This is a genomic window from Stutzerimonas chloritidismutans (genome assembly GCF_051486945.1).
In the GTDB taxonomy this organism is placed as follows: Bacteria; Pseudomonadota; Gammaproteobacteria; order Pseudomonadales; family Pseudomonadaceae; genus Stutzerimonas; species Stutzerimonas chloritidismutans_B.
Map to the genome: position 1 here is coordinate 980,182 of NZ_JAHVDX010000001.1, position 25,661 is coordinate 1,005,842.

A 25,661-nucleotide genomic window follows, 5' to 3' on the forward strand; every position below is an offset into this window, starting at 1 on the left:
GGCGGCAACAGCGTTACAGGGGCGGTTATGCAAGACTCCCAGCTACTCGCGCAGCTTGTAGACGATATCGGCCATGCGCAAAAGCTTCTTGAGCTCATCGACCAGGAATACAAGGCGCTGGCCGACCGCGACCTGGCCGGCCTCGAGGCCCTGCTGACGCAGAAACAGACGATGCTTGCGCTGCTCGGGCAGCACGGTGCGCTCCGCAGCCAGACCCTTCGGCAGGCTGGCCTGACCGCCGATCTGGACGGCATGACTGCCTATGCGGCCCACGCTTCCAACGGCGAGGCTCTGCTCGAAAGTGCACAGCGACTCGAGCAGCTGCTGGAAGCCTGCCGCCAAGCGAATGAACGCAACGGCAAGCTCATCCGTGCCAACCAAACGGCCGTTGGGGGCATGCTGCGCATTCTCAAGGGCAGCGCCGACACCCCCGATCTGTACGATCGCCGTGGCTCGGCCTCCCGGAGCACTTATCACCGCCCGCTCAGTCAGGCTTGAACCATACGCACGGCCTTTGATGGCCTAGTGCTATTATGCGACCTTCATCTCGTCAGGTGCCGGAGAGCCAAGCAAAGTGTCCAGCCTTTTCGTCGAGGACGACGGTCCGCAGCCGCCCAAGATTCTTAAGACAACCGTAGAGATCCATTCGAATCTACGGTTGTTACAGGAAAACCGCACCCCTTTGCTGGTCCACTTCGCCGGACGCAGTGTTCGCTACCAGACTTACGTGGTCGATCTCGCCCCGGAAAAGGGTTGGATTGCGTTGGACGAGCTCGTACCCAACGATGGCGAGCGGCTATTGATGACTGGCGAACCCTTTTCAGTGGAGGGTTTCCACGACGGGGTGCGCATCGCGTGGCAAAACGACCTGCCCATCCACGCCGGCGAACTCGACGATGCGCGCTGTTACTGGATCGCCGTCCCGACGGAAATGCTATATCACCAACGCCGCAACGCATTCCGGGCACCGATTTCCGGCCCAGCGGTCAATGTTGCGCTGAGCGGTAAAATCATCAAGAAACCCCTTGATGGCCGCCTGCTGGACATGTCAGCCACAGGCTGCAAAATCAGCCTGGGCGGTCTAATCCCGAGTGGCTTACAAACCGGGCAGGTGTACGAGCTCTCGGCAGCCTTACCGATCGGCAACATCACAACCGCCGTCGAACTACGCCACCTTTCCCATGACGAAAAGAACAACGTTACCTATTGCGGCTTGCGCTTCTATCGCTTGAGCGGCTTGCCGCAGCGCAACATTGAGCGTTTCGTCTATCAGCTCCAGCGTGAGGCGCGTCGCGACCAGGTGTCGGATCGTTTCAGCTAACAAGTCTGATCGAAAACACAGTGATTGCCTCACTCGCTACGCTATTTCATAGCTGCACGCGGAAAGCGTCCTTCAGCGATACCCAGCGCGACGTGAACCGCTAACCCGCAGCACGCAGACAACTGGCTTGCCAAACACTAACGCATCAACGTCTAACGGCGTCGCATCCAAGCGGGCGTTGGGCCGTTCCATAATCGATCCCGAAGCGAAATGCGGCATCCAACGGGTAGTAAGACGCTATAGCCGGCTACGGCGATCGCAAAAACATAGGACTAAGGCGAAGCGGGCGGCAGCTAGTCGCTTCGATAGGGAGGGCCATGGCGTCCCAGGCGAGGTTCGAACTCACAACCTTCCCCTTAGGAGGGGCAAACAAGCCCCTTCCAAATCAAGCACTTACGTTATAAATCAGGCACTTAGCGTCCCGTTGCATCCGGTAAATCAGCCCCGTATAGTCACTTTTGCACCCACACTGCACCCATGGGAACACCGTGCGAGAGAAGCTAACGGCGCGCCGACTGAACAGCCTGGAAGTCACCGGCAAAGAATACGAAATCCACGATACCACCGTGCCCGGTCTGTTCGTGCGCGTGACGGCGGCCGGTGCGAAGTCCTACGTTGTGACCTGGGCACGCGGTCGCAAGAAGACGCTCGGCCGTGTCGGCATCCTGACGCTTGAGCAGGCCCGCGAAGAGGCGCTGCAGTACCTCAATGAGGCCCGCAAGCACGGCGAACCGCTGGCAGTCACCCAAGGCCGCCGCGGTGCCGGCACCCCTACCCTGCGCAGCTTCATCGATGACCACTATATGCCGTGGTTCAAGGCCCATCACAAAGGCCACGATAAGACGCTGCACACGCTCGATACCAGCTTCGAGCCGATCATGCACCGCCGGCTCGATGAGATAACCGGCCGCGATCTGGAGCAGATCCGAACCGCTTGGCTCAACGGTGGCAACAAACCCGCCACCGCTAACCGCAAGATGGGCAGCATCAGCGGCGTATTCAGCCGAGCCGTGGAATGGGCCTACCTGCCCGCCTCACCCCTGGAGAAGGTCAAGCAACTGAAGGTCGATTCAATCGGCCGCATCCGCTACCTTTCGAAAGACGAAGCCAAAGCACTCAGGGACGCGCTAGACGCACGCGAGGAGCGAATCAGGGCAGAGCGTGACAGCGCAAACGAATGGCGCGCAAAACGCGGCAGAGGGGCTTTGCCAGACCTTCGCGCCCTCGCCTTCGCCGATCACCTGAAGCCGATGGTTCTGCTATCGCTCAACACTGGAATGAGGCGCGGCGAGCTGTTCAATTTGCGCTGGCATCACGCCAACCTGCAAGCCAAGACCCTGACGGTAGCCGGCGAAGGCGCAAAAACCAGCGAGACACGGCATATCCCACTGAACGCCGAGGCGCTGGCCACTCTTCAGGGATGGTACGACCAGGCGAGCGGTAACGGCTACATCTTCCCGGGTGAAGACAATAAGCCCATGACGGACGTGAAAACCGCCTGGCTGGAGTTGCTGACGAACGCCGGCATCGTCGGCTTCCGCTGGCACGATATGCGCCACGACTTCGCATCGCGGCTGGTGATGGCTGGCGTACCGCTGAACACGGTGCGCGATCTGCTGGGGCACGCGGATATCAAGATGACGCTCCGCTATGCCCACCTTGCACCCGACAGCAAGGCGGCCGCAGTGGAACTTCTCTAGAGCACCTCGAAAATTTCGTCGAGCTCACCGCTTTTACGAAGCATATCGACATAGTCAGGGAAGCTGAGATTGAGCGAATTGTTCGCCAGAAAGCGCGCGTAGTCATTCAACAAAGGCCAGTAAATGCTGACCAGCGAAAGGCTGAGCTTAGGAATTGCCGGGCTTTCCACAACCAGCTCACGAGCCTTCTTATCGAACAGATCGTCATCACCCGCGAAGATGTCGAGATTCTTGAATACTGTTCCGGTAACGACCTGGTCTCGGTCATTGAGCGCTGCAGGCTCAATCAAATGCAGCCTTAGCTTGAAAAGCTCCTGATCCTCCGTCCAAAGGGCTCGCATAAGCTCGCCCAGCAAAATCCGCGGCTCGCCTTGTTTTGTGAGCTTGTCTTGCCGGATGAAAGCCGGCGGCGCGATCGACTTTCGGTCGAAAGCGTGCTCAAGCAAACCCTCAATAGTGTCCGGAAGGCTCTTCTGCTCGATCGCAGCGAGCACGTCCAAGCATGACTTGGCGTAGCCCGACACCCTGACCGATAGCACTGTCTTCTTTGATCTGTTAGCCATCACCGTCTCCTTAATGGCGCCACAGTAAGCGACGCTAACGAAAGTATCAACTTATGCTTGCGATGACTGTTACTTACATCTAGGATGCACACATCTGGTCGACAATCCCGCTATCCAAACACAACCGGCCAGATGGAGAGCAAACCATGATCCAAATCGCAAGCCTGCAACCAATTGCGGTAGGCACCGATGAAGCCGCCCGCGCTTCCGGCACAAGCCGCTCCGCTGTTTATGAAGCCATTGCCCGCGGCGACCTTGTGTCGTTCAAGGCAGGCAAGCGCCGTTTGATTCTCGTAGAGGAACTGCGCGCCTGGCTGAACCGTATGGCGAAGGACAACGCACGATGAGCGCCCGTTTTGAGGCCCTGGAACGGGCCTTCCATCTAATCGACCGCAGCGGCAAAGTCATTGGGTGGCTGGCACTGCCAACCAATACCCGACTGATTGACCTCGAACACCTGCGCCACCTTGGCGCCTCTCGACTGGAGCTAGCGAAATGAACACCGCAACGACTGAAACAGTGGACGCGATCGACGCTTACGACCTGGCGACCTATGCGCGCGAACACGGCAAGTGGCTTGGCTCGATAGCAAGAGCGATCCAGCTCAACTGCGCGCACAAGAACGGCCGCGATGCGCTAGAGCTCGCCAACCTTGCGCAGTACCTCGCCGACGATCTGAGCAACCACATGGATTGCGAAGCGGAGCGCATCAAGCGTGTGGAGGGGCTGCAATGAGCCGCATCACTGATCGCGAGGCGTTCGAGATGATCCAGCGCAACACCGCGGTGCTGACGAACGCCGGCAAAGGGTTGGAAGGTATCGGCCGGCTATTGGGTGCCGACGAATCGGAGCATCACCTAAGCGACGACGACCGGAGCAGCCTTGCGTATGCAGTGGCCGCCCTGGGCTCGATGATCTACGCAGCCGCCAACGAAGCATGGGGCTACGCCGCCCCGGACAGGGACGAATGGACATGAGAAAGGAAGCGGGAAGGAAACCCGAAGCGGTGCGCCAACACCGCCAAGGGCAAACACATTGGACTGCACCAAGTGAGGACTGAACTATGCCATCACACTCCGCAACCGAGCAAGACCGGCGCCTTCTGGAAGCACTGAGAATTCATCCAGTGACGACCATCGAAGCAGCCAATGACCTGGATATCGTCCACCCGCCGTCAACGGTTCGCCGTCTGCGTCGGCGTGGCTTTGATATCCGCACGCAATGGGCCTATCAGGCCACCGAGCCAGGCAGACCACCCCACCGTGTGGGGCAGTACGTCCTGATGCAGGAAGCGGCGGCCTAACGGCCATAACGCTGGCGGGGCCCCTGCCCTGCCAGCCATTGCGCGAGTTCGATATGGCAGGCAAATCAAAGCCCAAATCGGGGCCACCTTTTTTCCGGCTAGAGCGGCGCCTAGTTCAATCGCCCGGGCATCGAGCGTTGAGCTTCGTTGCCCGCGTGGTGCTGCAAGAGCTCATGTCGCAGTACAACGGGGGCAACAATGGCGACCTGTCAGCCACGCGCACGATGGCTAGGGAATGGGGCATCGGATCACCATCGACGCTACAGAAGGCGCTCTGCGATCTGGAGTCGGCAGGCTGGATCACTCAGACCCGTAGCAGTCTGTTCAACAAGCACGGCGCCCGCTGCGCGCTCTACGCACTGTCCTGGCTTCCGGTAAACGAGTGCCCCGGCAAAGACCTTGAGGTAGGCCCGACGAGGGCGCCGCTGCGCCCTTTGCCGACACTACTCAATTCGATTTCTTCCTGTTCAGAAAATGAACACGTACCGGTTCAGTTAGTGAACACATAGACAAATTGGTTCGTATGGTTTTGTCCCGTTGCGTTTGGCGCTTTTGCCTACGTGTTCAGAAACCGAACCGTAATCGCTGTTCTACGTGTTCAGAAAGTGAACACCCTTTTAGATTCTGCCAGGTATCTACTGATATTCAGGGCAGCAAGTGGCTACAAACGAGGAGCGTCACGCATGACCAACATCGTTCATATCGACCCTGACTGCGGAATCGTGGTCGACGACCAAGGCGCGCACATCGACGCATTCGGCCAAGTGATGCTGCTCGGAATCTTCTCCGACCTCTGCCAGCTACGTGGCGGCGAGATGCGTCCAGATTTGGCCGTATCTCTGGACGGGATCGCCAGCCGCCTGGGCAAGCTGCTGGAGCGCTACGAACCATGAAGGCCGTGGAGCGCACGCTGTTCACCAAGATCGCGCCAATGGTCGCCCACTGTGACGGAGCGGTCGCCGCGCTGGAGATGTACCAGGCCGACGCCGACCGGGGCGAGCTAGATACCAAGATGCTGTCGGGATTCCTACAGGGTCTGTTCGCTGCCGGCGTGCTCAGTGACGAGGATCTGGCGACACTCGACACCAGGCGCATTCACTGACCCACCAAGCGAAGCCCCTCAGAGGCCGGGCCGCGGGGATTCTTTACTACGAAACTTTCGCAGTATTCGCCGTCCAGTTCGTCGCGGCACCGCGCGGTAAAATCAGCGCGGCGTATCTCTCTCGCCAGCCCCGCCACCGAGCGGGGTTTTTAATGCGCTCAGAACTGAGCACGTTTCGTGCACCAAGCGTTCACCGATCGTTCAACAACTGTTCAACACCCGTTGAAACCCAACCCTAACCGGCAGGGTTATCGCTGGGTTTCCACTGTGTAGGAATCAACACACTGTGTCGTTATCGACACGCGAGACAGACCAACCTGTCCGACTCGGACCAGATCGGCAGTTTTCCCACGATCAAGACCGGGGGTTTCCCACTATCAAGGCAGCGGGTTTTCCCCACAACTGGGGATATCTCACCGCGACCGAACCGTCTCACTGAGACCAAAACGGCTCACTCGCCGTACAACGGATGACCGTTCGTCGGGAATTTTCAAGACAAAAACGAAACCGAACGAACCCGGACGGCAGAGCGGGATTAGCCATAAATCAGCGCTGGCCAGCACCAAAAAAGCCCCTAATATGTAGCCATTACGACGTCACGTCGCGTCACTTTACATATTGAGGGCTCCCCATGAACACCACCCCGCCACGCGGCCGCCAGCTTCTCCCAACTCAGCCGGAGCAGCGCGCCTACCTTAAAAGCATCCGTGAGGCTGCTGACCGGGGCGACCTTAGCGCGATGGCGTCCGCACTGTTCCTGACCAAGCTCTCCGAGCAGATCGAAGCGACCGAGGAAATCGGCAAACAGATTCGCCGGTTGACCATCACTGTTGAGGCGGAGGCGTCCCGCCAGCGTCTGCGGCAAACCCAAGAAGACATGAACGCCGCGATCGGCAGTTTCCGCAGCACGGTCTTCGCAGCCCTGGACCGCGCACAGGCCGCACAGGAGCTCGAAACCAAATGAGCGCCGTCAACAGCCCGTCGAACCAGAAGAAGCGCGAGGAAGCCGCTGAGATGCTGAAGCGCTACCGCGCAACCGCTGAACGCATCCCAGGCGGGTGGCACGTTAAAGGGCCGAGGTCAGACCTTCGCGTCTCCGATCTCGCCTATCTGCTGGAGAGCGATCTGCGATGAAACGAACCATCGAAAGCCCTGTGCGTGATGCTCGTGGGTTTTCACACCGCCTGGCAGGACTAGCTCCCCTGATTGGCGGCACTTCCCGTAAGCCGAGTGATTCGGGGCACGGCGAAGCAACGAGCATCCGGCCGCATCAGCGGCACAACAGAATTTCGAGGAACACCAAATGACTGATTATGTTGAGCAGGTAAAAAGCAAACTGGCGGAGATCAACGAGTTCGCCACCAACCGCCTGGAAAAAGTCGACGGCGAAATCAAGACTCTGCGCGAGCAGATGATCGACCTGGCGCAGAAAGGCGGAATTCCGAACGGTTTCGGCGTGAAGGCCAATAACGAGTCGGTCGCAGCGCAGTTCGTGCAATCGCCGCAGTTCAAGTCGATGCTGACCGGCGCGCCTACCACTGGCCGCGTGGAAGTGAAGGCAACCATCACCAGCGCAACCCATGACGTGCAGGCAGAACGCGCACCGGGCCTGTTCAACAACCCGCAGCGCGCCCTGTCTCTGCTGTCGGTTCTGCCGAGCCTGGCCGTCAACACTGGCGTGTTCGAGTTCATGCAGCTCAACGGCTACGTCAACGCTGCAGCCGTGCAGGTGCTGGAAGGCGACGTGAAGGCAGAGGCATCGCTGCCGACCCAGATCGTGCAGGCCAACATCAGCACCATCGCGCACTGGATCAAGGCATCGAACCAGATCTTGGCCGACGCCCCCGCCCTCTCGATGCAGATCGACAACTTGTTGCGCTACGGCGTGACCGCCAGGCTCGAAAGCGAGCTTATCAACGGCGCAGGCGGTGCCGGCAAGATCCTGGGCCTCGTGCCTCAGGCTACAGCGTTCGTTCCGACCCTGACCGCCAAGGCAGACAAGATCGGCGAAGCGAAGGCCGCAATGGAAGCCGATGGTTGGGTTCCGAGCCTGATCGTGATGAACCCGGCCGACTGGTTCGTGGTTGCTTCCGAGCGCGCCACCGATGAGCAGTATGTTCTGGGCAGCCCGCGCGACCCGGCCGGTCCGAGCCTGTGGGGCGTTCCTGTCCTAACCACCCCGGCCATCGCCTCTGGTACCACGCTGATTCTCGATCAGTCGCAAGTTGCTGTGCTGAACCGTGAAGGCGTGACCGTGATGGCCAGCCGTGAGGATGGGACCAACTTCACCACGAACCAGACCACTATTTTGGCGGAAGCCCGCTATGGCCTGGCCGTGTTCGCTACCGGTGCCGTTCGCAAGATCGTTGACGCTGTTGTTTAAACGGTGATGTCCCGCTGCCGGAGCGGCCCGTAAGGGAAAGTCCGGCCCTGGGTATAGTCGTGAGTCACCAGGTCATGAAAGAACCGCGACAGCCTGCGCGTCAACTCCTTCAGATTCTCGCAAGACGGTGGCAGGCAACTAATTCACTTGAGGCAGCCATGAAAGACCTGATCGATTTCCTCGGTATCTACCGCGCCAGGACGCTGCCCAAGGCACCCAAGCAGGACGGCAAGGCGTACCACTACGCGCCATCCACAAAGGCCGTCAGCGAGCTCAAGCGATGGCCCGCCAGGTGGTAGGGGTGGGTCAAAAGCCTAGCGCTCAACCGTGCAGGAAACCGCGCCCCCTCCCATTCGCAGACTTTTTGCCTGTTAACGAAGACGTTAACCAACCCGTTAACAGACTAAACACCATCGGTGGCCCAAATGAGTAAATCGTTAGGAACCCTGACGCTCGATCTCGTAGCCCGAACCGGCTCGTTTGTCAGTGGTATGGACAAGGCCGAACGCAGCTCCGAGAAGTGGCGCAAGGAAGTAGAGAAGAACGCGAAGGCAGTCGGCACAGCGTTTGGCGCTGGATCTGCCGCGGCGATCGCAAGCCTCACCGCCATCACCGTATCGACGGTGAACGCAGCGGCTGAGATCAGCAAGCTATCGACCATCGCTGGCTCGTCGTCCACTGAGTTCCAGAAGTTCGCAGCCGGCGCTCAGCTCGTCGGCATCGAGCAGGACAAGCTCGCCGATATCCTGAAGGACGTAACCGACAAGGCCGGCGAGTTCGCGGCAACTGGCGGCGGCGGCATGAAAGACTTTTTCGAGCAGATCGCCCCGCAGGTTGGCGTCACGGCTGACCAGTTCGCCGCCCTATCCGGCCCGCAGGCGCTTGGCCTGTACGTCGACACGCTGGAGAAGGCCGGCGTAAGTCAGCAGCAGATGACGTTCTATATGGAAAGCCTGGCATCTGATGCCACTGCGCTGATTCCGCTACTGAAGGACAACGGCGCAGCCATGAAGGGTTTCGCCGATGAGGCCGAGCGCGCCGGCGCCATCTTGAGTGAACAGACCATCGCGGAAGCCAACAAGCTCCGGGCTGCGATGTTCCTGATGGACCAGGCAACGACAGGTCTGAAAAACCAGATAGGCAGCGCGCTGATACCCGTCCTGGGCGACTTCGCAGACGGGCTTTCCGGCGTCACTGTGGATGGCAGCCTTGCCGCTACCGTTTCGGAAGACCTGGCCGGATCGCTTCGAGCGGTTGGCAAGGCAGCAGTCGGCGCAGTGGCAGCAATCCACATTGCCGGCAGCGCACTGAAGGACCTCTACGACCTGAACGAGGCGTCCAAGGGTGGCGGTTCCTGGTGGGAGACTTACCTGCCACCGGTACGGATCTACCGCGCCTTCGAGAGTATGGACGAGATCAAGGAGACCTTTAGCGATAGCGTCTCTGGTCTCGACCAGCTTGCGCAGGGTTACGGCGAGTTCCTGAATAAGCTCGACGGCCAGGGCAACGGCGGTGGCGGATCAACCCGCCTGGAAACACTCACCGAGCTATTTAACGAGCTGCAAACCACTATGGCCCCCGGCGCTCTGCCGGCTGCTATCACGAGCACAACCAAGGCCATCGAGAGCCAGGACGAAGCGGTCAAGGAGCAGAACAAGGCGCTTGAGGCCTATCAGCGCCTGATAGCTGAGCTGCGAACAGACGAGGAACAGCTAACCGACCAGATGCGCGAGCGCTTGGCTGTGCTCGACGCGATGCAGGGCATCGAGCCTGATGAGCGAATGAAGGTTGCCGGCCGGATCGCCGGAGCCGCAACAACTGACGCGCCAGAGTTCGGCGGGCTAGATGCTGCTGTGGGCGGCCCGTTTGGCGAACTGCTGAAGATCGACGAGGCTGAGGAGAAGCTGCAGGAGTGGTACGACACGCAGCTTGAGATGCTTGAACAGTTTCGCCAGGACCGCGCCGACCTCTCCGCAGTGTGGGATGAGGAAGAGCTAGCACTTAAGCAGCAGCACGAAGACGAGCTTGCCCGGATCGAACAGGCCCGCCAGATGGCGCAGCTGGCATCGGCAGAAAGCATCTTCGGAGACCTGGCAGGACTGACAAAGACCTTTGCCGGCGAGCAGTCAGGGCTCTACAAGGCTATGTTTGCGGTCCAGAAGGCCGCGGCAATCGCTCAATCTGCAGTCGCCATTCAGCAAGGCATAGCGATGGCTGCGGCAAATCCTTGGCCTGCCAACCTGGCCGCGATGGCGTCTGTAGCCGCGGCGACAGCCAATATCGTTAGCAACATCGGCGCGATCGGTATGGCGCACGAGGGCATCGATTCCATTCCGCAGACCGGAACCTGGCTGCTGGAAAAGGGCGAGCGTGTCACTACGGCCGAAACCAGCGCAAAGCTCGACAAGACGCTGAGCGACATCCAAGGCGGGAACACTGGCGGCGGGACCACCGTTAACGTGATCGAGGACGCCAGCAAGCGCGGCACAACAGAACGGCGCACCGGTGCAGATGGACGTGAAGAGGTGAACGTATTCGTGTCGGATATCTTCGGCGATGGCCCGCGAGCCAGAGCAATCGCGCAGAAGTTCGGCCTAAGCCCAGCCGGTAGATAACCAATGGAGGTTGAGATGATTGATTACGATGTGACTGAACTAGAAGAGAAGCTGGCTCGCTTGGCAACTGAGGTGAGCGGATACGCAACGATTACAGCGGCCACACCTATGCACGAGATCCGAGCAATAGCTGAGCAAGCTGGAATGATGTTCGGCCGTATGCTGGCCGCCGCGCTTCACAGCGGGCCGATCACGGCCGACCTGGCGTTTGATATCCGAGTCAACGAGCAGCAAGGCAAGGAGCGCTTTGTAGCTGCGGCAGGACGCTTGTTCGGCGTCGGTGGGGAACTGCGGCAGGCCCTGTCCGAGTGACCCAGGGAGGGGCGGCCCGATCCTCAAAACCGCCCCGCTCCAAGACCGCCTCCGAAAGTCAGCTTTCACTAACCGCAACAATTTAGGGACAGCAGATGTCACTCGCATACGGCCGACCGGCGCAAGAAACGATCAAGATTCCGGCAGAACTCGCGGTCCTAATCGTGAAAAAGGCGTGTCGGTTAGCAGAGAAGCTGGAGAACGAGGCAATCGACCAGATGACCCGGGACGTGCGGCGCGCCTTGCAACGAGGCACAGACCCCGCAGTAATCGTGAGCCAAATGGGGCTGTGAAAAGCCTACGCCTGCACCCACATTGCACCCATGGAGGAGAACCGATGCAGGCTCTAAATCGCCGAAAACCGCATAGAATCTGGCGTCCCAGGCGAGGCTCGAACTCACAACCTTCCCCTTAGGAGGGGGATGCTCTATCCAATTGAGCTACTGGGACAAATCGGCTGGCGCAGCATCTTAGCCGTCCCTGCCCGCTTTGTCACACGTCAGTCGAGTCCGCATTCACCAGCGAACCGACCGAAAATGACAACGAGGCTTCCGCATTGCAATTTGCACTACTTCCGACCGGCAACCATGCAAAGCGCACTGCAACCCTAGATACGATGGAATCTAAGTGATTGATTTTTAAGTAATTAATCCGCCATCAAGCCTGGCACGGCGAATGCTATAGATAGGACTATCCCGCAACGCGAAGGAGACGCCCATGCAACGCCCGGCTTATTTGTTGAGCACATCGATACTGATTGCGCTAGCCGCGCTTGAGTTCAATGAAAATGGTGTGGATAACGCCGCCTCAACGGCTACCGCCAGTCAATTGGTTATGCCCACATATATCAGCCGTCCAGCATTGCCAGCTGCCCAGACGATTAACCACAGCCAAGTCGTTGCGCCTGCGCAGCCGCAGCGTTGGGTATTTTAAGGACGAAAAGACCACCGCTAGGCCCTGTCAGAGAGATTCATATGTCACTGCTAACGTTCTGCTGGTTCGGGTTGAGCTCCGCCTGTATTGCCGTTTCCATTACCCTCGACCCCAGCGGTATATGGGACGTTGCACTTAAAAGCGGGAGCGGCGTGTTTGGCTTGCTCTTCATCGTTTCGCTGATGCTTGGGCGCAGAATCAAGTTCGATCCCGTCCTTCGCTAATATGACGTGGTCGAAGACCAAGACAAGGCGCATGTCACACTAGAGGCATCTTGCCATCACAAGCAGCTTTACTGCCACGCTAAACGACGTATGATTGGCGCCATTAAGCCGTCTCGCAACTTTTTTGCAGGTCGCGGAACAGCAGGCGCTGTTCGGTTGTCAGACCGTGACTAGAACGGCAATGAGCCACCATCGTCCACCTGACTAACCGGTTAACTATGCGCCCAATGAAGCAGGCAGTTTATTCCAGCCGCACGGCTGACAAATTCGTGGTTCGGCTACCGGACGGGATGCGCGAACGCATCGCTGAGGTTGCTCGCAACCACCATCGCAGCATGAATTCGGAAATCATCGCGCGACTGGAGCAAAGCCTGCTTCAAGAAGGCGCGCTGGATGACGACTTGAATATGCGACTCGATAGCCCTGAACTCACGCTTCATGAACGAGAGCTGCTCCAACGCTTCCGTCAACTAGCGCACCGGCAGCAGAACGCTCTGATCGCATTGATCGCCCAGGATACCGAGGCCGCCCGGGACGAAGAGTAACTCTGGCAACCACCCTGCTTGCGCGATCTGAACGCCTCGCTTTGTCGAGGCGTTTTCATTATTGGCGCGTGGAGCGTGGCAGCGGACTGGTAGAACTCCGAAATCGCTTTGCCTGCATCGCATTCGACGCAAGCGTGCAATTACCCAACGAAGTTCAGCAGGACACCCGCGGCTACTGCCGAACCGATGACCCCTGCCACGTTCGGCCCCATCGCATGCATCAGCAAGAAGTTTTGCGGATTGGCCTCGAGCCCCACCTTATTGGCCACGCGAGCAGCCATCGGCACTGCCGAGACACCGGCCGCACCGATCAACGGGTTGATTTTGTTCGCGCTGAACAGGTTCATACCCTTAGCCATCAGCACGCCTGCCGCTGTACCCCCGCAAAACGCGACCATCCCGAGCACCAGGATCCCAAGCGTTTTCATTTGCAGAAATGCTTCGGCGGACAGCTTGGAGCCGACCGTCAATCCCAGTGCTATCGTCACGATGTTGATAAGCGCGTTGCGTGCCGTATCGGCCAGGCGCTCCACCACACCGCTTTCACGAAGCAGATTGCCGAACGCGAACATGCCCACCAATGGCGCGGCATCCGGCAACAGCAAGCCGACCAGCAGCGCCAACACCAACGGGAACACGATCTTCTCGATCTGACCCACCGGCCGTAGCTGCTGCATAACGATCATCCGCTCCTGCTTGCTCGTCAGTGCACGCATGATCGGTGGCTGAATCAGCGGCACCAGAGCCATATAGGAGTACGCGGCCACTGCAATCGGGCCAAGCAGGTGAGGTGCCAGCTTCGCCGTGACAAAGATGGAGGTCGGGCCATCCGCACCACCAATGATGGCGATGGATGCCGCTTCCCGCAGCGTGAACTCCATACCCGGGATGCCCGCAGCTGCCAACGCCAGCGCACCGAGCAGGGTTGCGAAGATGCCGAACTGCGCAGCCGCACCGAGAAGCAACGTCTTGGGGTTGGCCAGCATTGGGCCGAAATCGGTCATGGCCCCGACGCCCATGAAAATGAGCAACGGGAACACGCTGGTAGGCAGGCCGACCTCGTAGAACAGATGCAGAATGCCGGCGCCGTCGGCCATATTGGCGACGGGAATGTTAGCGAGCACCCCGCCAAATCCGATCGGGATCAATAGAAGCGGTTCGAAACCCTTTCGAACCGCGAGATAGATCAACCCCAGGCAAACCACGATCATGAAAAGCTGGCCCAGCTCCAGATGATAAAGCCCTGTGCTGTGCCATAGTTTGAGCAACTTATCCATGTCGCCCCCTTAGGCAATGGTCAGCAGGCTATCGCCTACAGCCACCGCATCCCCGACCTTTACGTTGACGCCGGAGACGGTGCCCGACTTGAACGCCCGAATTTCGGTTTCCATTTTCATGGCTTCCAGAATAATCACCAGGTCACCTTCCTGCACCACCTGACCTGGCTGCACCAACACCTTGAATATATTGCCAGCAAGCGGGGCCGCCTGCGGTGCACCGCTGCCCGCCGCAGGCGCTGATACTGGCGCTGCGGCTGAAGAGGGGCTAGCAGAACCGACGGGCTTGATCCCATCGATATCGCCGCCCTCGTTGACCTGAACCACGAAGGAGCGGCCATTGACCTCCACCGTGTAGACCGAAGGCTTGTCAGCTTCGCGCGACGCTACGGGCTCATTGCCAGGTGCAGGCTCGAAGGCTGTGGGATTGCCACGGTTTTCCAGAAACTTCAAACCAATCTGAGGGAACAGTGCATAGGTCAGCACGTCATCGAGCTCGTCGGCGGCCAGTTTGATCCCCTTTTCCTTGGCCAGCCCACGCAGCTCGGCGGTGAGCTTGTCCATTTCGGGCTGCAACAGATCGGCAGGACGGCAGTTTATGACCTCAGCGCCATCGAGCACGCGCGCTTGCAGTTCAGCATTGAAGGGCGCCGGCGCAGCGCCGTACTCACCCTTCAATATCCCGGCCGTTTCCTTGGTGATCGACTTGTAGCGCTCGCCAGTCAGTACGTTGATGACGGCCTGGGTGCCGACGATTTGCGAGGTCGGTGTTACGAGCGGAATGAAACCAAGATCCTCACGTACCCGTGGGATTTCAGCCAGCACCTGATCGAACTTTCCAAGCGCGCCCTGCTCCTTCAGTTGCCCTTCCATGTTGGTCAGCATGCCGCCCGGCACCTGTGCGACCAGAATGCGGGAATCTACGCCCTTGAGCGTCCCCTCGAACTTCGCATATTTCTTGCGCACCTCACGAAAATACGCAGCAACCTCTTCCAGCAGATCTAGGTTAAGCCCCGTGTCACGCTCGGTGCCTTGGAAGATGGCGACCACAGACTCGGTCGGCGAATGCCCGTACGTCATCGAGAGCGACGAGATGGCCGTATCGACGTTATCGATGCCCGCCTCCACCGCCTTGACGATCGCAGCGGTCGACAGTCCGGCAGTCGCATGGCATTGCATGTGGATGGGGATCGCCAGGCTCGTCTTCAGACGGGACACCAGCTCGTACGCGGTGTACGGCGCCAGAATGCCTGCCATGTCCTTGATAGCGACCGAATCGGCGCCCATGTCCTCGATCTGCTTAGCCAGGTCGACCCACATGTCCAGCGTGTGAACGGGACTGGTCGTATAGGAAATGGTGCCCTGCGCATGCTTGCCCTGCCGCTTCACGGCACGGAGCGCGGTATCGAGGTTTCGCGGGTCGTTCATAGCATCGAACACACGGAAGACGTCGACACCATTGCTTGCAGCCCGCTCGACAAACTTTTCCACCACGTCATCGGCGTAATGCCGATAGCCGAGAAGGTTCTGCCCGCGCAGCAACATTTGTTGACGCGTGTTGGGCATCGCTCTCTTCAGTTCACGAATCCGCTCCCACGGATCTTCGCCAAGGTAGCGTATGCAAGCATCGAAGGTTGCCCCACCCCATGACTCGACCGACCAGAAACCAACCTGATCGAGCTTGGCGGCGATAGGCAACATATCTTCCAGCCGCACCCGCGTCGCGAGGATGGACTGATGGGCGTCACGAAGCACCACGTCGGTGATGCCGAGCGGTTTGGATACAGGATTCATCGAAGGGAACTCCCTTTCCGGGTCAACCGCGACGAGCGCGGTGCTGATGGATGGCAGCCTGGATGGCAGCGAGAACGTCGGCATCTACGTCAGATGCTGCCGCAACCGGCACCGGACTGTGCGGCTGGGCACGGGCTGCCGTGTCGAAGCGGCTTGCCAGCGACGACATCAGGCGTATGCAGGCGATCAACAGAACGAGGAAGATGAAGACAGAGCCCAGGCCGAATAGCATCAGTTCGACGCCTTCAAGCAGGAGTTCGCTAGGGGTCATTGGGCTTTCCCTTTTAGATCAGCAGCTCGGGCCGCCTGTTATTCGCATCATGTTCTTGGGTCTCGCCAGAAGCGAAACCCGAGAACAGTAGCCCGAACTACGAACCCAAGGCAAACGTCAAGGGGACGCACCCCGTCAAGAATCAGAGCAGGAACAGCGTTGCCAGCCCAAGGAATATGAAAAACCCCCCGCTGTCCGTCACAGCCGTAATCATCACACTTGAGCCCAGCGCGGGATCGCGGCCCAGGCGCGCCAGCGTCATCGGAATCAACACGCCCATAAGCGCGGCAAGCAACAGATTGAGCGTCATCGCCGCTGTCATGACCACGCCGAGCGACCAGCTTCCGTAAAGCCAATACACAACGAACCCGATGACGCCGCCCCATATCAGGCCATTAAGCAGGCCGACGCCTGCTTCCTTGCGCAGCAATCTCGTGCTGTTGCCGGTACCAAGCTGATCGAGTGCCATGGCCCGGACGATCATTGTGATTGTCTGATTACCCGAATTACCGCCGATCCCGGCGACAATAGGCATCAGGGCGGCCAGCGCAACCAATTTCTCGATCGAACCGTCGAACAGGCCAATCACGCGCGAGGCCACGAAGGCGGTGATCAGATTAACCGCGAGCCAGGCCCAGCGGTTACGCAGCGACTTCCAAACCGAGGCGAAGATATCCTCCTCCTCGCGCAGGCCGGCCATGTTGAGGACTTCGCTCTCGCTCTCCTCGCGGATCAGGTCGACCATCTCGTCGATGGTCAAGCGCCCGATCAGCTTGCCACTCTTGTCCACGACCGGCGTGGAAACGAGGTCATAACGCTCGAAGGCCTGCGCGGCCTCGTAAGCATCCTCATCCGGGTGGAAGGTGACCGGATCACTGGCCATGACATCGGCCACTTGCTTGTCCGGATCGTTCACGAGCAGCCGCTTGATCGGCAGAACGCCCTTGAGAACGCCGTCGTAATCGACCACGAAGAGCTTGTCGGTGTGCCCGGGGAGCTCTTTCAGGCGGCGCAGGTAACGCAGCACCACCTCGAGACTGACATCCTCCCGGATAGTCACCATCTCGAAGTCCATCAACGCGCCGACCTGATCGTCCTCATACGACAAGGCGGAGCGCACACGCTCGCGCTGCTGCGCATCGAGGGTTTCCATCAACTCATGGACAACATCTCGCGGCAGCTCGGCGGCCAAGTCGGCAAGCTCGTCAGCGTCCAATTCTTTCGCAGCGGCAAGCAGCTCGTGATCGTCCATATCGGCGATCAGCGTCTCGCGCACAGCGTCGGACACCTCGAGCAAGATGTCACCGTCACGCTCCGACTTGACCAGTTGCCAGACGGTCAGGCGATCATCGAGCGGTAGCGCCTCGAGAATGTGAGCGATATCAGCTGGGTGAAGAACTTCGAGGCGGCGTTGTAGCTCAACCAGGTTTTGCCGGTGCACCAGCTGATCGACCAGCTCCTGATGCTGGCCCTCCTGGCTCTGACGGTGAGCCAGATCTTCGACGATTTTGTGTCGATGGAGCAGCTCGACGACCTGTGCCAGGCGATCCTGGAGACTTTCCTGCGGCTTCTTTGCTTCTACTTCGGTCATGGCGCACTCCACCCCAGCAACAGGCGTGCGCCAGGGATCAATCATTCGATACGCGGTTGGCTAGCGAAACTGTTCTTGTATCTACTGGGTAAGTCCATGAGGGAAATCCACAAACCCGGACGGGCGGACGGCGGCATATTAACACCGCGCACTTGATCAGCCCACGAAATGCACGGCAATACAACCGCTTGCACAAGATGCGTGGTGATCACCCGCACATCCTCATTGTCGACGCCTTCACGTTGAAAGAAGGCACGGAAGCACAGGACGAATTTGTCGGTTAGGCTGGCCCCTCAATCGTCAAGGAGGACGACATTGATGAAGGCCATGGCTACGGCGTGCTTCTGCGCCCTATTGATAGGCAATACACCTGCAACCGCTGCAACGGTCTACCGCTGCGTTGACAGTGCAGGCCACACGACGTTCACCCGCCAGGGCTGCCCGACCGATCAAGCGCTTGCCCTGCAGGACGCCCGTAACCCAACGCCAAGTACGAAACGGATGACACCACTCGCCGTACCCAAGACAGCACGCAGGCGTTCGTCCGAGGATTCGGTTGTAGTGGTTGGAGAGCGCGACGATGGCTGCGGCAACCGAGTGACCGGCAACGAACGGCGTAGCGCGATCATTGCTGGCAAGGTGCAGCCAGGCATGACCCGCATGGATGTGGAAAGCGCCCTGGGCAAGCCAGATGGCATCACTCAGCGCAACGGACGCGTCCAGTATCGCTACCAGGCCGAGCGAGGCGGCAGCAAGACCGTAAGCTTCGATGAACAAGGTTGCGTGCGGAAATAATCCGAAATGAAAAAGGGCCTGCATCGCTGCAGGCCCTTCTTTTAGTTGGCGCACTCAGGAGGATTCGAACCTCCGACCGCTCGGTTCGTAGCCGAGTACTCTATCCAGCTGAGCTATGAGTGCATTAGCGCTTGGTAGACCAGATCGCTTCTGGTTTCAAAAGCTTGTTGCCTGACAGCAACCAACTTCCAGTGTGGCGCACTCAGGAGGATTCGAACCTCCGACCGCTCGGTTCGTAGCCGAGTACTCTATCCAGCTGAGCTATGAGTGCGCTGAGGGTGCGCATTATATGTTCGCGATTTTCTCGGTCAAGCTATTTGCTTCAATGATTTCAACCACATCCGCTACAGCAAAACCACCACAACCACACAATGCAATATGGCGGAGAAGGGGGGATTCGAACCCCCGACACCCTTTTGAGGTGTACTCCCTTAGCAGGGGAGCGCCTTCGGCCACTCGGCCACCTCTCCGCAACACGGGGCGCATCATACCCATCTTCACCCCGTTTGCAAAGCCAAAAATCAAACAAAATTAATGGTTTGGTTCCGAGTCCTTCTCTTTCTGGATCCGCTGGTAAATCTCCTCACGGTGCACCGCGACTTCCTTTGGTGCATTAACGCCAATGCGCACCTGGTTTCCCTTGACACCCAGTACAGTGACCGTCACATCGTCACCGACCATCAGGGTCTCTCCGACCCGGCGAGTCAGAATCAGCATTCCTTTCTCCTTAAAAACGGATTCAGTTCAGTAAGCAGTCTGCAAAGATAAAGACGGATAATGTTCCGTAAGACATTGAGCCTAGAGCCTTTCACCAGCTATTGACCAGCTTGCGAGAGCCTAAAGTTCCTTTTATGCCGCCCGAATCGACAGATGGTGCCGGTTCAGGCTGCTCTCCTGCATGATCACTCCACTTTCCCGGCGGGAGCGTCCAGTTCGAAAGCCGTATGCAGCGCGCGCACTGCGAGCTCCAGGTACTTCTCTTCGATCACGACGGACACCTTGATCTCTGACGTCGAAATCATCTGAATGTTGATATTTTCTTTTGCCAAGGCTTCGAACATGCGACTAGCGACACCTGCATGGGAGCGCATGCCTACGCCGACGATCGACACCTTGGCGATGTCGGTGTCGCCGATGACTTCGCGCGCGCCCATTTCACGAGCGATACCTTCAAGCACCTGCAGCGCGTTATGGTAGTCGTTGCGGTGCACGGTGAAGGTGAAATCGGTGGTGTTATCGTGCGCGACGTTCTGCACGATCATGTCGACCTCGACATTAGCCGCACTGATCGGGCCGAGGATCTTGAACGCAACGCCGGGCGTATCCGGCACCCCACGGATGGTCAGCTTGGCCTCGTCACGATTGAAAGCGATGCCAGAAATGATGGGCTGTTCCATGGATTCCTCTTCATCTAGGGTAATGAGGGTTCCCGGACCCTCTTGAAAGCTGTGCAACACGCGCAACGGCACGCTGTACTTGCCGGCGAACTCCACGGCGCGAATCTGCAGCACCTTCGAGCCCAGACTGGCCATCTCGAGCATTTCCTCGAACGTGATCTTGTCCAACCGCTGGGCCTTGGCCACCACACGCGGGTCAGTAGTGTAAACGCCGTCCACGTCGGTATAGATCTGGCATTCATCCGCTTTCAGCGCCGCCGCCAGCGCAACGCCGGTGGTATCCGAGCCCCCACGCCCCAGCGTGGTGATGTTGCCGGCCTCGTCGACACCCTGGAATCCCGCCACGACCACCACACGGCCGGCCCTGAGCTCCTTGTGGATGTTTTGCGCATCGATCTGAAGAATTCGCGCCTTGGTGAAAGCGCTATCGGTGAGGATGCGTACCTGGCTGCCGGTATAGGACACGGCCGGAACACCAATCTTGATGAGCGCCATTGCCAGCAAGGCGATGGTTACCTGCTCGCCCGTCGAGACCATGACGTCGAGCTCGCGCGCAACGGGCTGCTCGCTAATCTGTTTGGCCAAGTCGATCAGCCGGTTGGTTTCACCACTCATGGCCGAAACCACTACAACGATGTCGTCACCGTTGTCGCGGAACTTCTTGACCTTCGCAGCCACCTGCTCGATGCGCTCTACAGAGCCCACCGAGGTACCTCCAAACTTCTGTACGATCAACGCCATTTCATTGCCGCCTAAGCCCGTCACGGGCGCTCATTGATACTTTCGACCCCAGCGGCCACCCCGCTCGGGCAGCCGCCAGCCCGGCGCTACTGGCCTTCGACGAACGAACGGACCAGTGCCAGTGCATCGTCCAGCTGACTCGCGTCGCTGCCGCCCCCCTGAGCCATGTCGGGGCGACCGCCGCCTTTACCGCCGACGGCCGCGGCTGCCTGTTTCATCAGGTCACCCGCCTTGTAGCGACTGGTCAGATCCTGGGTTACACCTGCAACCAGAACGACTTTCTCATCGTGCACACCGCCAAGCAGGATGACGCCGCTGCCGAGCTTGTTCTTCAATTGGTCGACCAGCGCAAGCAGTGCCTTGCCATCGAGGCCGTCCAGCCGCGCCGACAATGCCTTCACGCCATTGATCTCGACCGCGGAGCCGGCGAGATCGTTGCCGGTCGCGCTGGCTGCTTTGGCCTTCAACTGCTCGAGCTCTTTCTCCAGCTGGCGATTGCGCTCAAGCACACCGTTGAGCTTGTCCACCAGCGTGTCGCGGCTGCCCTTGACCAACGCCGCCGCTTCCTTCAGTTGCTCCTCGGCGCCTACGAGATAGGCGAACGCAGCATCGCCGGTCAGCGCCTCGATACGCCTGACACCCGCAGCAACGCCGCCTTCGCTAATGATCTTGAACAGACCAATATCGCCGGTCCGCTTCACGTGCGTTCCGCCACATAACTCGACCGAGAATCCGCCGCCCATCGTCAATACGCGAACCTGATCGCCATACTTTTCACCGAACAGCGCCATCGCGCCCTTGCGCTTGGCCGTATCGATGTCGGTCTCCTCGATCTCCACCGCCGAGTTGCCACGAATTTCGGCGTTGACCTTGTCTTCCAACGCCTTGAGCTGCTCGGGCTTGATGGCCTCGAAATGACTGAAATCGAAGCGTAGCCGCTGACTGTCGACTAGCGAGCCTTTCTGACTGACGTGCTCGCCGAGGATCTGACGCAAGGCCGCATGCAGCAGGTGCGTGGCCGAATGATTGAGCGCAGTCGCCTGGCGAACCGAAGCATCGACGGTCGCCGTGACGGCGGCACCTACCACAAGCTGGCCGCAATCAAGAACCCCGTGATGCAGGAAAGCGCCCCCCGCTTTGCTGGTATCGCGCACATCGAAGCGCAACCCTTCGGCCGAGAGGAAGCCACAATCACCGATCTGCCCGCCGGACTCGGCATAGAACGGTGTCTGGTCGAGAACCACCACGCCCTCCTCGCCCGCACCGAGGTGCTGGACGGCCATCCCTTCCTTGAACAGGGCCAGCACCTTGCCTTCGCCATGAGTCCCCTGGTAACCGATGAAGCGGGTCTCGCCCTCTACCTTGACCAAGCTGTTGTAATCCATGCCGAACGCACTGGCGGACCGGGCGCGCTCGCGCTGCGCTTGCATCTCGCGTTCGAAACCTTCCTCGTCGAGCGTCAGCTCGCGCTCGCGGGCGATATCGCCGGTCAAATCCACCGGGAAGCCGTAGGTGTCGTACAGCTTGAAGATGACCTCGCCAGGGATGACGCCGCCCTCCAGCTCGACCAGATCCTGCTCGAGGATCTTCAAGCCTTGCTCCAGGGTCTTGGCGAATTGCTCTTCCTCGTTCTTCAGTACGCGTTCAATGTGCGCTTGCTGAGTTTTCAATTCGCTGAACGCGTCGCCCATCTCGGCCACAAGCGCCGCGACAATCCTGTAGAAGAAGCTACCCTTCGCGCCGAGCTTGTTGCCGTGTCGGCAAGCGCGGCGAATGATGCGACGCAGCACGTAGCCACGGCCTTCGTTCGACGGCGTCACGCCATCAGCGATGAGAAAGCCGCAGGAGCGGATGTGGTCGGCGACGACCTTGAGCGAGGCCTGCCCTTCGTTCTGACAGCCGATGGCTTCGGCAGAGGCGTTCAGCAGGCTCTGGAACAGATCGATTTCGTAGTTCGAATTGACATGCTGCAACACCGCGCTGATGCGCTCGAGCCCCATGCCGGTATCGACGCTGGGCGCCGGCAACGGATGCAACTCGCCATCGGCCGTGCGGTTGAACTGCATGAAGACGTTATTCCAGATCTCGATGTAGCGGTCACCGTCTTCGTCCGGCGAGCCGGGCGGGCCGCCCCAGATGTGCTCACCGTGATCGAAGAATATCTCGGTGCACGGGCCACACGGCCCCGTGTCACCCATCGCCCAGAAATTGTCGGATGCATAGGGCGCACCCTTGTTGTCACCAATGCGGACCATGCGCTCAGCCGGGATTCCGACGTCCTTGGTCCAGATATCGTAGGCCTCGTCATCGCTGGCGTAGACGGTAACCCAAAGCTTTTCCTTGGGCAGGTTGAGCCACTTATCCGAGGTGAGAAACTCCCAGGCGTAGGCGATGGCGTCGCGCTTGAAATAATCGCCGAAGCTGAAGTTGCCCAGCATCTCGAAGAACGTGTGATGGCGCGCGGTGTAGCCGACGTTTTCCAGGTCGTTGTGCTTGCCGCCCGCGCGTACACATTTCTGGCTGGTGGTGGCGCGGGTATAGGCGCGCTTTTCCAGGCCTAGGAAGCAGTCCTTGAACTGGTTCATGCCGGCATTGGTGAACAGAAGGGTCGGATCGTTCGCGGGGATCAGCGAACTGGAGGCCACACGCGTGTGGCCCTTCTCTTCGAAGAATCGGAGGAAGGCTTCACGGATTTCAGCGCTTTTCATAGTTTTCTTCCAGAAGACTGCGGCCGAACAGCTGCAAGATCGACGCGGCGACGCGATACCGGGAGCCGGTTCGCCACGACCGAACAGATCGCCGGCAAAGGGCCGCATTATATCGGGCCGACGCCGCCCGCATAGAGGATAAATAAGATTGAATCAAGCTATTCGACACTGACTCCGCCCCGTGCCTAGGCCAAGGGCCAGGGGCTGACAGCAGGACCACCAGTAGATCGGACATGGCGCGTCACGCCGTGCGCCGAAAGCGCCGACGCGCGCGCCGGTTAGCGCAGCAGCCGTGTATCGAGCACCGACGACGCACCACCAAGCAGGGTTTCAGTGATGTCGATGAAATCCTTCGTGGTGACGCGATCGAGTCGCATCAGGCCGCGCGCCACGTCATCGAGCGAATGCCGGCTCTTGCTGCGCTGACGAATCTCCTTGTCGAGCTCCTGGAGCAGCAAGACCGCGCGCGCCGTGACTGGCCCGCTGGATCGCTCCCCACGCAGGCTGTCGACCTTTCGACTCCACTCAGTAAGATGCTCGCGGACCCGCTGGTAGCGGTCCTCACTGAGCCCACCTGCACGCCGCATCAGCTCGATGGCGTAGTACTCAGCCAACCCTTCGCTGATCCAGTCGCTGCGATCGGCATCGGATATCCGACTGAACACGTGCACCAATTCATGCACCAGAGAGCTCGTGCCGTTTTCGCTGACCATCGGTCGATCGGCATGCATGAACAGCGAATTGGGACCCGACAGCCCGCCTCGCCACATGGGATCGCCCGCACCGACGATCAGCAACTTCTTCGGGTCGCGCGGAAAGACGCCTTGTACTTCCGGCCAGACGAACGTGAGCAACGTGAGGATATCCATGCGCCGCACGCCTTCGCCAACTGGGGCGGCTACCGTTACATCGGTTTCCCCGAGCCGCGCTCGACGCGTGCCCAGCTTGCCAGCCAGTATCCAACCGGTTGGGCGGTCGAACAGCCGCTCATTGTTGTCGATACGAAAACGATGCTTGCCGATGCGCGGCCAGCCGGTTTCGACGCTCTTCCAGCCGTCGGGCAACGAGAAGGCCAACCGGGATACCAGGCGTACGCCATCCTGCTGGTCGATTCGCGCCGCCGGCACCAGATCATCTCCGCGAACCAGCGCCCAGTCCGGCGTCATGCGCGCATCGAAACGCCCGCTCTTGCGCTGATGGCTGATCTTCACCCGGTAGGACAAGCGGGCCTCACCTTCGCCAGGCCGCCATACACCTCGCCCGTCTTCAACTTGCCATGCAGCCTCGGAATCGGCGTCGAAGTCGCTGTAGAGCGCGTCGTCGCCCAGGTTGAAGTTGACGTAACGGACCGCCGTGCCCTCTTCCAGAACTAGCTCCACTTCCGCTATGTCCTCGTCGGGTACGAACTTGACGTTGATGTCCAGATCGACCCGCTTGGCAGCGTGGCCTTGCCCAACGGCAAAGGACAGGACGACAAACAGCAGAAGCTGGCGAAGGGGCATCAGGCGTCTCCAAGTCAGGTTCGGTGCGACGATTCGGCAACCAGCGTCAGCCGGCGCGGAAAATCAGGTGGTCTTCCCAGTCATCCTCCGCGACGGTGCCTTCGGCGAGCATCCGCCCGGATTGTGAAATGCGCTCGGCATGCACGGCGTCAGGATCGCCACAGACGAGATGATGCCAGAGCGGCAAATCCTTGCCCTCGGCAACCAGGCGGTAGCCGCAAGTCGGCGGCAGCCATTTGAACTGCGCGGCATCGGCGGCAGTGAGTTGCACGCAATCGGGCACGCTGGCACGGCGGTTCGAATAGTCACTGCAGCGGCAGCTCTTCAGGTCAAGCAGCTTGCAGGCGATGCGGGTGTAGTAGACGCTGCCGTCTTCCTCGTCCTCAAGCTTCTGCAGGCAACACAGGCCGCAGCCGTCGCATAGCGACTCCCATTCCTCGGCATCGAGTTCGGCCAGGGTCTTGCGCTTCCAGAAGGGTTCGACTTTCGCCGCCATGAATCGTGCTGCCTTGAATAAAGACGCGAGTCTAGCCATTGCCACAGGGGCGGCCAAGCATCCCGGGGCCTGCGGCCATCCACCGCCG

29 protein-coding genes, 4 tRNA genes and 1 pseudogene are annotated in these 25,661 nt (G+C 59.5%); 20 read left to right on the forward strand and 14 right to left on the reverse strand.

Going from position 1 to position 25,661, the window contains the following annotated elements; all coding sequences use genetic code 11:
* Positions 1-27 precede the first annotated feature (27 nt).
* The 3 genes from KXR72_RS04345 (at position 28) to KXR72_RS04355 (ending at position 3,021) form a co-directional block, all read left to right on the forward strand.
* Positions 28-498, forward strand: coding sequence for a flagella synthesis protein FlgN (locus tag KXR72_RS04345; RefSeq protein WP_437419869.1), 471 nt, complete (start codon positions 28-30; stop codon positions 496-498).
* A 76-nt stretch (positions 499-574) separates the two neighbouring features.
* Entirely contained in the window at positions 575-1,321 is a 747-nt protein-coding gene (locus KXR72_RS04350) for a flagellar brake protein (RefSeq protein ID WP_437419870.1), read from the forward strand.
* A gap of 488 nt (positions 1,322-1,809) precedes the next feature.
* Entirely contained in the window at positions 1,810-3,021 is a 1,212-nt protein-coding gene (locus tag KXR72_RS04355) for a tyrosine-type recombinase/integrase (RefSeq protein WP_437419871.1), read from the forward strand.
* On the opposite strand, the gene KXR72_RS04360 is transcribed toward KXR72_RS04355, so the two are convergent.
* On the reverse strand, positions 3,018-3,584 hold the full coding sequence (locus KXR72_RS04360) for a hypothetical protein (protein ID WP_234174911.1): 567 nt from the start codon (positions 3,582-3,584) through the stop codon (positions 3,018-3,020). The genes KXR72_RS04355 and KXR72_RS04360 overlap by 4 nt on opposite strands.
* Before the next feature lie 146 nt (positions 3,585-3,730).
* On the opposite strand from KXR72_RS04360, the gene KXR72_RS04365 reads away from it, so the two are divergent.
* The 13 genes and pseudogenes from KXR72_RS04365 (at position 3,731) to KXR72_RS04425 (ending at position 11,299) form a co-directional block, all read left to right on the forward strand.
* Positions 3,731-3,931, forward strand: a complete 201-nt coding sequence (locus KXR72_RS04365; RefSeq protein ID WP_437419872.1) for a helix-turn-helix domain-containing protein — start codon at positions 3,731-3,733, stop codon at positions 3,929-3,931.
* Positions 3,928-4,083 (forward strand): hypothetical protein, encoded by a 156-nt coding sequence (locus KXR72_RS04370; RefSeq protein WP_165362553.1) that lies wholly within the window; start codon positions 3,928-3,930, stop codon positions 4,081-4,083. The genes KXR72_RS04365 and KXR72_RS04370 overlap by 4 nt, the downstream gene beginning before the upstream one ends.
* Positions 4,080-4,319: a hypothetical protein gene (locus KXR72_RS04375; protein WP_437419873.1), complete on the forward strand. Its 240-nt coding sequence runs from the start codon at positions 4,080-4,082 to the stop codon at positions 4,317-4,319. Before KXR72_RS04370 ends, KXR72_RS04375 begins: the two co-directional genes overlap by 4 nt.
* Complete coding sequence (locus KXR72_RS04380) at positions 4,316-4,561, forward strand: hypothetical protein (protein ID WP_045632001.1); 246 nt, start codon at positions 4,316-4,318, stop codon at positions 4,559-4,561. The genes KXR72_RS04375 and KXR72_RS04380 overlap by 4 nt, the downstream gene beginning before the upstream one ends.
* 86 nt (positions 4,562-4,647) lie before the next feature.
* The gene (locus tag KXR72_RS04385) at positions 4,648-4,887 is read left to right on the forward strand and encodes a helix-turn-helix domain-containing protein (protein WP_125885646.1); all 240 of its coding nucleotides are present in this window, start codon (positions 4,648-4,650) and stop codon (positions 4,885-4,887) included.
* A 683-nt stretch (positions 4,888-5,570) separates the two neighbouring features.
* Positions 5,571-5,780: a hypothetical protein gene (locus tag KXR72_RS04390; RefSeq protein WP_437419874.1), complete on the forward strand. Its 210-nt coding sequence runs from the start codon at positions 5,571-5,573 to the stop codon at positions 5,778-5,780.
* Positions 5,777-5,989 carry a hypothetical protein gene (locus KXR72_RS04395; protein WP_437419875.1) on the forward strand — a complete coding sequence of 71 codons (213 nt, stop codon included), beginning with the start codon at positions 5,777-5,779 and terminating at the stop codon, positions 5,987-5,989. Before KXR72_RS04390 ends, KXR72_RS04395 begins: the two co-directional genes overlap by 4 nt.
* 631 nt (positions 5,990-6,620) lie before the next feature.
* On the forward strand, positions 6,621-6,953 hold the full coding sequence (locus KXR72_RS04400) for a hypothetical protein (RefSeq protein WP_437419876.1): 333 nt from the start codon (positions 6,621-6,623) through the stop codon (positions 6,951-6,953).
* On the forward strand, positions 6,950-7,123 hold the full coding sequence (locus KXR72_RS04405; protein WP_437419877.1) for a hypothetical protein: 174 nt from the start codon (positions 6,950-6,952) through the stop codon (positions 7,121-7,123). Before KXR72_RS04400 ends, KXR72_RS04405 begins: the two co-directional genes overlap by 4 nt.
* A gap of 154 nt (positions 7,124-7,277) precedes the next feature.
* A pseudogene (locus tag KXR72_RS04410) lies at positions 7,278-8,372 on the forward strand (phage major capsid protein); the annotation flags it as partial.
* A 158-nt stretch (positions 8,373-8,530) separates the two neighbouring features.
* Positions 8,531-8,671 (forward strand): hypothetical protein, encoded by a 141-nt coding sequence (locus KXR72_RS04415; RefSeq protein ID WP_165362549.1) that lies wholly within the window; start codon positions 8,531-8,533, stop codon positions 8,669-8,671.
* A gap of 126 nt (positions 8,672-8,797) precedes the next feature.
* Entirely contained in the window at positions 8,798-10,987 is a 2,190-nt protein-coding gene (locus KXR72_RS04420; protein WP_437419878.1) for a phage tail tape measure protein, read from the forward strand.
* A 15-nt stretch (positions 10,988-11,002) separates the two neighbouring features.
* Positions 11,003-11,299, forward strand: a complete 297-nt coding sequence (locus KXR72_RS04425; RefSeq protein ID WP_319297717.1) for a hypothetical protein — start codon at positions 11,003-11,005, stop codon at positions 11,297-11,299.
* 373 nt (positions 11,300-11,672) lie between these two features.
* On the opposite strand, the gene KXR72_RS04430 is transcribed toward KXR72_RS04425, so the two are convergent.
* Positions 11,673-11,749 (reverse strand) — tRNA-Arg (locus KXR72_RS04430).
* A gap of 267 nt (positions 11,750-12,016) precedes the next feature.
* Here KXR72_RS04430 and KXR72_RS04435 point away from each other — a divergent pair.
* The 3 genes from KXR72_RS04435 to KXR72_RS04445 all read left to right on the forward strand — a co-directional run bounded on the left by KXR72_RS04435 (position 12,017) and on the right by KXR72_RS04445 (position 13,001).
* The gene (locus KXR72_RS04435) at positions 12,017-12,232 is read left to right on the forward strand and encodes a hypothetical protein (RefSeq protein ID WP_437419879.1); all 216 of its coding nucleotides are present in this window, start codon (positions 12,017-12,019) and stop codon (positions 12,230-12,232) included.
* Positions 12,233-12,273: 41 nt separating this feature from the next.
* Positions 12,274-12,456, forward strand: coding sequence for a PA3371 family protein (locus tag KXR72_RS04440; RefSeq protein WP_437419880.1), 183 nt, complete (start codon positions 12,274-12,276; stop codon positions 12,454-12,456).
* Positions 12,457-12,674: 218 nt separating this feature from the next.
* Positions 12,675-13,001 carry an Arc family DNA-binding protein gene (locus KXR72_RS04445; RefSeq protein WP_243606475.1) on the forward strand — a complete coding sequence of 109 codons (327 nt, stop codon included), beginning with the start codon at positions 12,675-12,677 and terminating at the stop codon, positions 12,999-13,001.
* Positions 13,002-13,141: 140 nt separating this feature from the next.
* Here the strand turns inward: KXR72_RS04445 and KXR72_RS04450 are convergent, their stop codons facing one another.
* The 4 genes from KXR72_RS04450 to mgtE all read right to left on the reverse strand — a co-directional run bounded on the left by KXR72_RS04450 (position 13,142) and on the right by mgtE (position 17,934).
* A complete protein-coding gene (locus tag KXR72_RS04450) occupies positions 13,142-14,278 on the reverse strand; it encodes a sodium ion-translocating decarboxylase subunit beta (protein ID WP_437419881.1) in 1,137 nt (378 codons plus the stop codon).
* 9 nt (positions 14,279-14,287) lie between these two features.
* The gene (gene oadA / locus KXR72_RS04455) at positions 14,288-16,072 is read right to left on the reverse strand and encodes a sodium-extruding oxaloacetate decarboxylase subunit alpha (protein WP_437419882.1); all 1,785 of its coding nucleotides are present in this window, start codon (positions 16,070-16,072) and stop codon (positions 14,288-14,290) included.
* Positions 16,073-16,094: 22 nt separating this feature from the next.
* A complete protein-coding gene (locus KXR72_RS04460) occupies positions 16,095-16,343 on the reverse strand; it encodes an OadG family protein (protein WP_437419883.1) in 249 nt (82 codons plus the stop codon).
* Positions 16,344-16,485: 142 nt separating this feature from the next.
* Entirely contained in the window at positions 16,486-17,934 is a 1,449-nt protein-coding gene (gene mgtE, locus KXR72_RS04465; protein WP_437419884.1) for a magnesium transporter, read from the reverse strand.
* 318 nt (positions 17,935-18,252) lie between these two features.
* Here mgtE and KXR72_RS04470 point away from each other — a divergent pair, with 318 nt between their 5' ends.
* A complete protein-coding gene (locus tag KXR72_RS04470; RefSeq protein ID WP_437419885.1) occupies positions 18,253-18,729 on the forward strand; it encodes a DUF4124 domain-containing protein in 477 nt (158 codons plus the stop codon).
* A gap of 46 nt (positions 18,730-18,775) precedes the next feature.
* Here KXR72_RS04470 and KXR72_RS04475 read toward each other — a convergent pair.
* The 8 genes from KXR72_RS04475 to KXR72_RS04510 all read right to left on the reverse strand — a co-directional run bounded on the left by KXR72_RS04475 (position 18,776) and on the right by KXR72_RS04510 (position 25,573).
* Positions 18,776-18,852: transfer RNA gene (locus tag KXR72_RS04475), tRNA-Arg, on the reverse strand.
* Positions 18,853-18,923: 71 nt separating this feature from the next.
* Positions 18,924-19,000, reverse strand: a tRNA-Arg gene (locus tag KXR72_RS04480).
* 108 nt (positions 19,001-19,108) lie between these two features.
* A tRNA-Ser gene (locus tag KXR72_RS04485) sits at positions 19,109-19,199 on the reverse strand.
* A 61-nt stretch (positions 19,200-19,260) separates the two neighbouring features.
* Positions 19,261-19,446 (reverse strand): carbon storage regulator CsrA, encoded by a 186-nt coding sequence (csrA, locus tag KXR72_RS04490; protein WP_243606469.1) that lies wholly within the window; start codon positions 19,444-19,446, stop codon positions 19,261-19,263.
* A 185-nt stretch (positions 19,447-19,631) separates the two neighbouring features.
* Positions 19,632-20,867, reverse strand: a complete 1,236-nt coding sequence (locus tag KXR72_RS04495; RefSeq protein ID WP_437419886.1) for an aspartate kinase — start codon at positions 20,865-20,867, stop codon at positions 19,632-19,634.
* A gap of 86 nt (positions 20,868-20,953) precedes the next feature.
* The gene (alaS, locus tag KXR72_RS04500; protein ID WP_437419887.1) at positions 20,954-23,575 is read right to left on the reverse strand and encodes an alanine--tRNA ligase; all 2,622 of its coding nucleotides are present in this window, start codon (positions 23,573-23,575) and stop codon (positions 20,954-20,956) included.
* Positions 23,576-23,853: 278 nt separating this feature from the next.
* A complete protein-coding gene (locus KXR72_RS04505; RefSeq protein ID WP_437419888.1) occupies positions 23,854-25,077 on the reverse strand; it encodes a hypothetical protein in 1,224 nt (407 codons plus the stop codon).
* Between the two features lie 46 nt (positions 25,078-25,123).
* Entirely contained in the window at positions 25,124-25,573 is a 450-nt protein-coding gene (locus KXR72_RS04510) for a YcgN family cysteine cluster protein (protein WP_437419889.1), read from the reverse strand.
* Between the last annotated feature and the right edge of the window lie 88 nt (positions 25,574-25,661).

Excerpts from the sequence above, each read along its gene's own strand:
- KXR72_RS04345 (WP_437419869.1), top strand. The coding sequence starts at position 28 with ATGCAAGACTCCCAGCTACTCGCGCAGCTTGTAGACGATATCGGCCAT.
- KXR72_RS04360 (WP_234174911.1), bottom strand. The coding sequence starts at position 3,584 with ATGGCTAACAGATCAAAGAAGACAGTGCTATCGGTCAGGGTGTCGGGC.
- KXR72_RS04365 (WP_437419872.1), top strand. The coding sequence starts at position 3,731 with ATGATCCAAATCGCAAGCCTGCAACCAATTGCGGTAGGCACCGATGAA.
- KXR72_RS04370 (WP_165362553.1), top strand. The coding sequence starts at position 3,928 with ATGAGCGCCCGTTTTGAGGCCCTGGAACGGGCCTTCCATCTAATCGAC.
- KXR72_RS04375 (WP_437419873.1), top strand. The coding sequence starts at position 4,080 with ATGAACACCGCAACGACTGAAACAGTGGACGCGATCGACGCTTACGAC.
- KXR72_RS04380 (WP_045632001.1), top strand. The coding sequence starts at position 4,316 with ATGAGCCGCATCACTGATCGCGAGGCGTTCGAGATGATCCAGCGCAAC.
- KXR72_RS04385 (WP_125885646.1), top strand. The coding sequence starts at position 4,648 with ATGCCATCACACTCCGCAACCGAGCAAGACCGGCGCCTTCTGGAAGCA.
- KXR72_RS04390 (WP_437419874.1), top strand. The coding sequence starts at position 5,571 with ATGACCAACATCGTTCATATCGACCCTGACTGCGGAATCGTGGTCGAC.
- KXR72_RS04395 (WP_437419875.1), top strand. The coding sequence starts at position 5,777 with ATGAAGGCCGTGGAGCGCACGCTGTTCACCAAGATCGCGCCAATGGTC.
- KXR72_RS04400 (WP_437419876.1), top strand. The coding sequence starts at position 6,621 with ATGAACACCACCCCGCCACGCGGCCGCCAGCTTCTCCCAACTCAGCCG.
- KXR72_RS04405 (WP_437419877.1), top strand. The coding sequence starts at position 6,950 with ATGAGCGCCGTCAACAGCCCGTCGAACCAGAAGAAGCGCGAGGAAGCC.
- KXR72_RS04415 (WP_165362549.1), top strand. The coding sequence starts at position 8,531 with ATGAAAGACCTGATCGATTTCCTCGGTATCTACCGCGCCAGGACGCTG.
- KXR72_RS04420 (WP_437419878.1), top strand. The coding sequence starts at position 8,798 with ATGAGTAAATCGTTAGGAACCCTGACGCTCGATCTCGTAGCCCGAACC.
- KXR72_RS04425 (WP_319297717.1), top strand. The coding sequence starts at position 11,003 with ATGATTGATTACGATGTGACTGAACTAGAAGAGAAGCTGGCTCGCTTG.
- KXR72_RS04435 (WP_437419879.1), top strand. The coding sequence starts at position 12,017 with ATGCAACGCCCGGCTTATTTGTTGAGCACATCGATACTGATTGCGCTA.
- KXR72_RS04440 (WP_437419880.1), top strand. The coding sequence starts at position 12,274 with ATGTCACTGCTAACGTTCTGCTGGTTCGGGTTGAGCTCCGCCTGTATT.
- KXR72_RS04445 (WP_243606475.1), top strand. The coding sequence starts at position 12,675 with ATGCGCCCAATGAAGCAGGCAGTTTATTCCAGCCGCACGGCTGACAAA.
- KXR72_RS04450 (WP_437419881.1), bottom strand. The coding sequence starts at position 14,278 with ATGGATAAGTTGCTCAAACTATGGCACAGCACAGGGCTTTATCATCTG.
- oadA (WP_437419882.1), bottom strand. The coding sequence starts at position 16,072 with ATGAATCCTGTATCCAAACCGCTCGGCATCACCGACGTGGTGCTTCGT.
- KXR72_RS04460 (WP_437419883.1), bottom strand. The coding sequence starts at position 16,343 with ATGACCCCTAGCGAACTCCTGCTTGAAGGCGTCGAACTGATGCTATTC.
- mgtE (WP_437419884.1), bottom strand. The coding sequence starts at position 17,934 with ATGACCGAAGTAGAAGCAAAGAAGCCGCAGGAAAGTCTCCAGGATCGC.
- KXR72_RS04470 (WP_437419885.1), top strand. The coding sequence starts at position 18,253 with ATGAAGGCCATGGCTACGGCGTGCTTCTGCGCCCTATTGATAGGCAAT.
- csrA (WP_243606469.1), bottom strand. The coding sequence starts at position 19,446 with ATGCTGATTCTGACTCGCCGGGTCGGAGAGACCCTGATGGTCGGTGAC.
- KXR72_RS04495 (WP_437419886.1), bottom strand. The coding sequence starts at position 20,867 with ATGGCGTTGATCGTACAGAAGTTTGGAGGTACCTCGGTGGGCTCTGTA.
- alaS (WP_437419887.1), bottom strand. The coding sequence starts at position 23,575 with ATGAAAAGCGCTGAAATCCGTGAAGCCTTCCTCCGATTCTTCGAAGAG.
- KXR72_RS04505 (WP_437419888.1), bottom strand. The coding sequence starts at position 25,077 with ATGCCCCTTCGCCAGCTTCTGCTGTTTGTCGTCCTGTCCTTTGCCGTT.
- KXR72_RS04510 (WP_437419889.1), bottom strand. The coding sequence starts at position 25,573 with ATGGCGGCGAAAGTCGAACCCTTCTGGAAGCGCAAGACCCTGGCCGAA.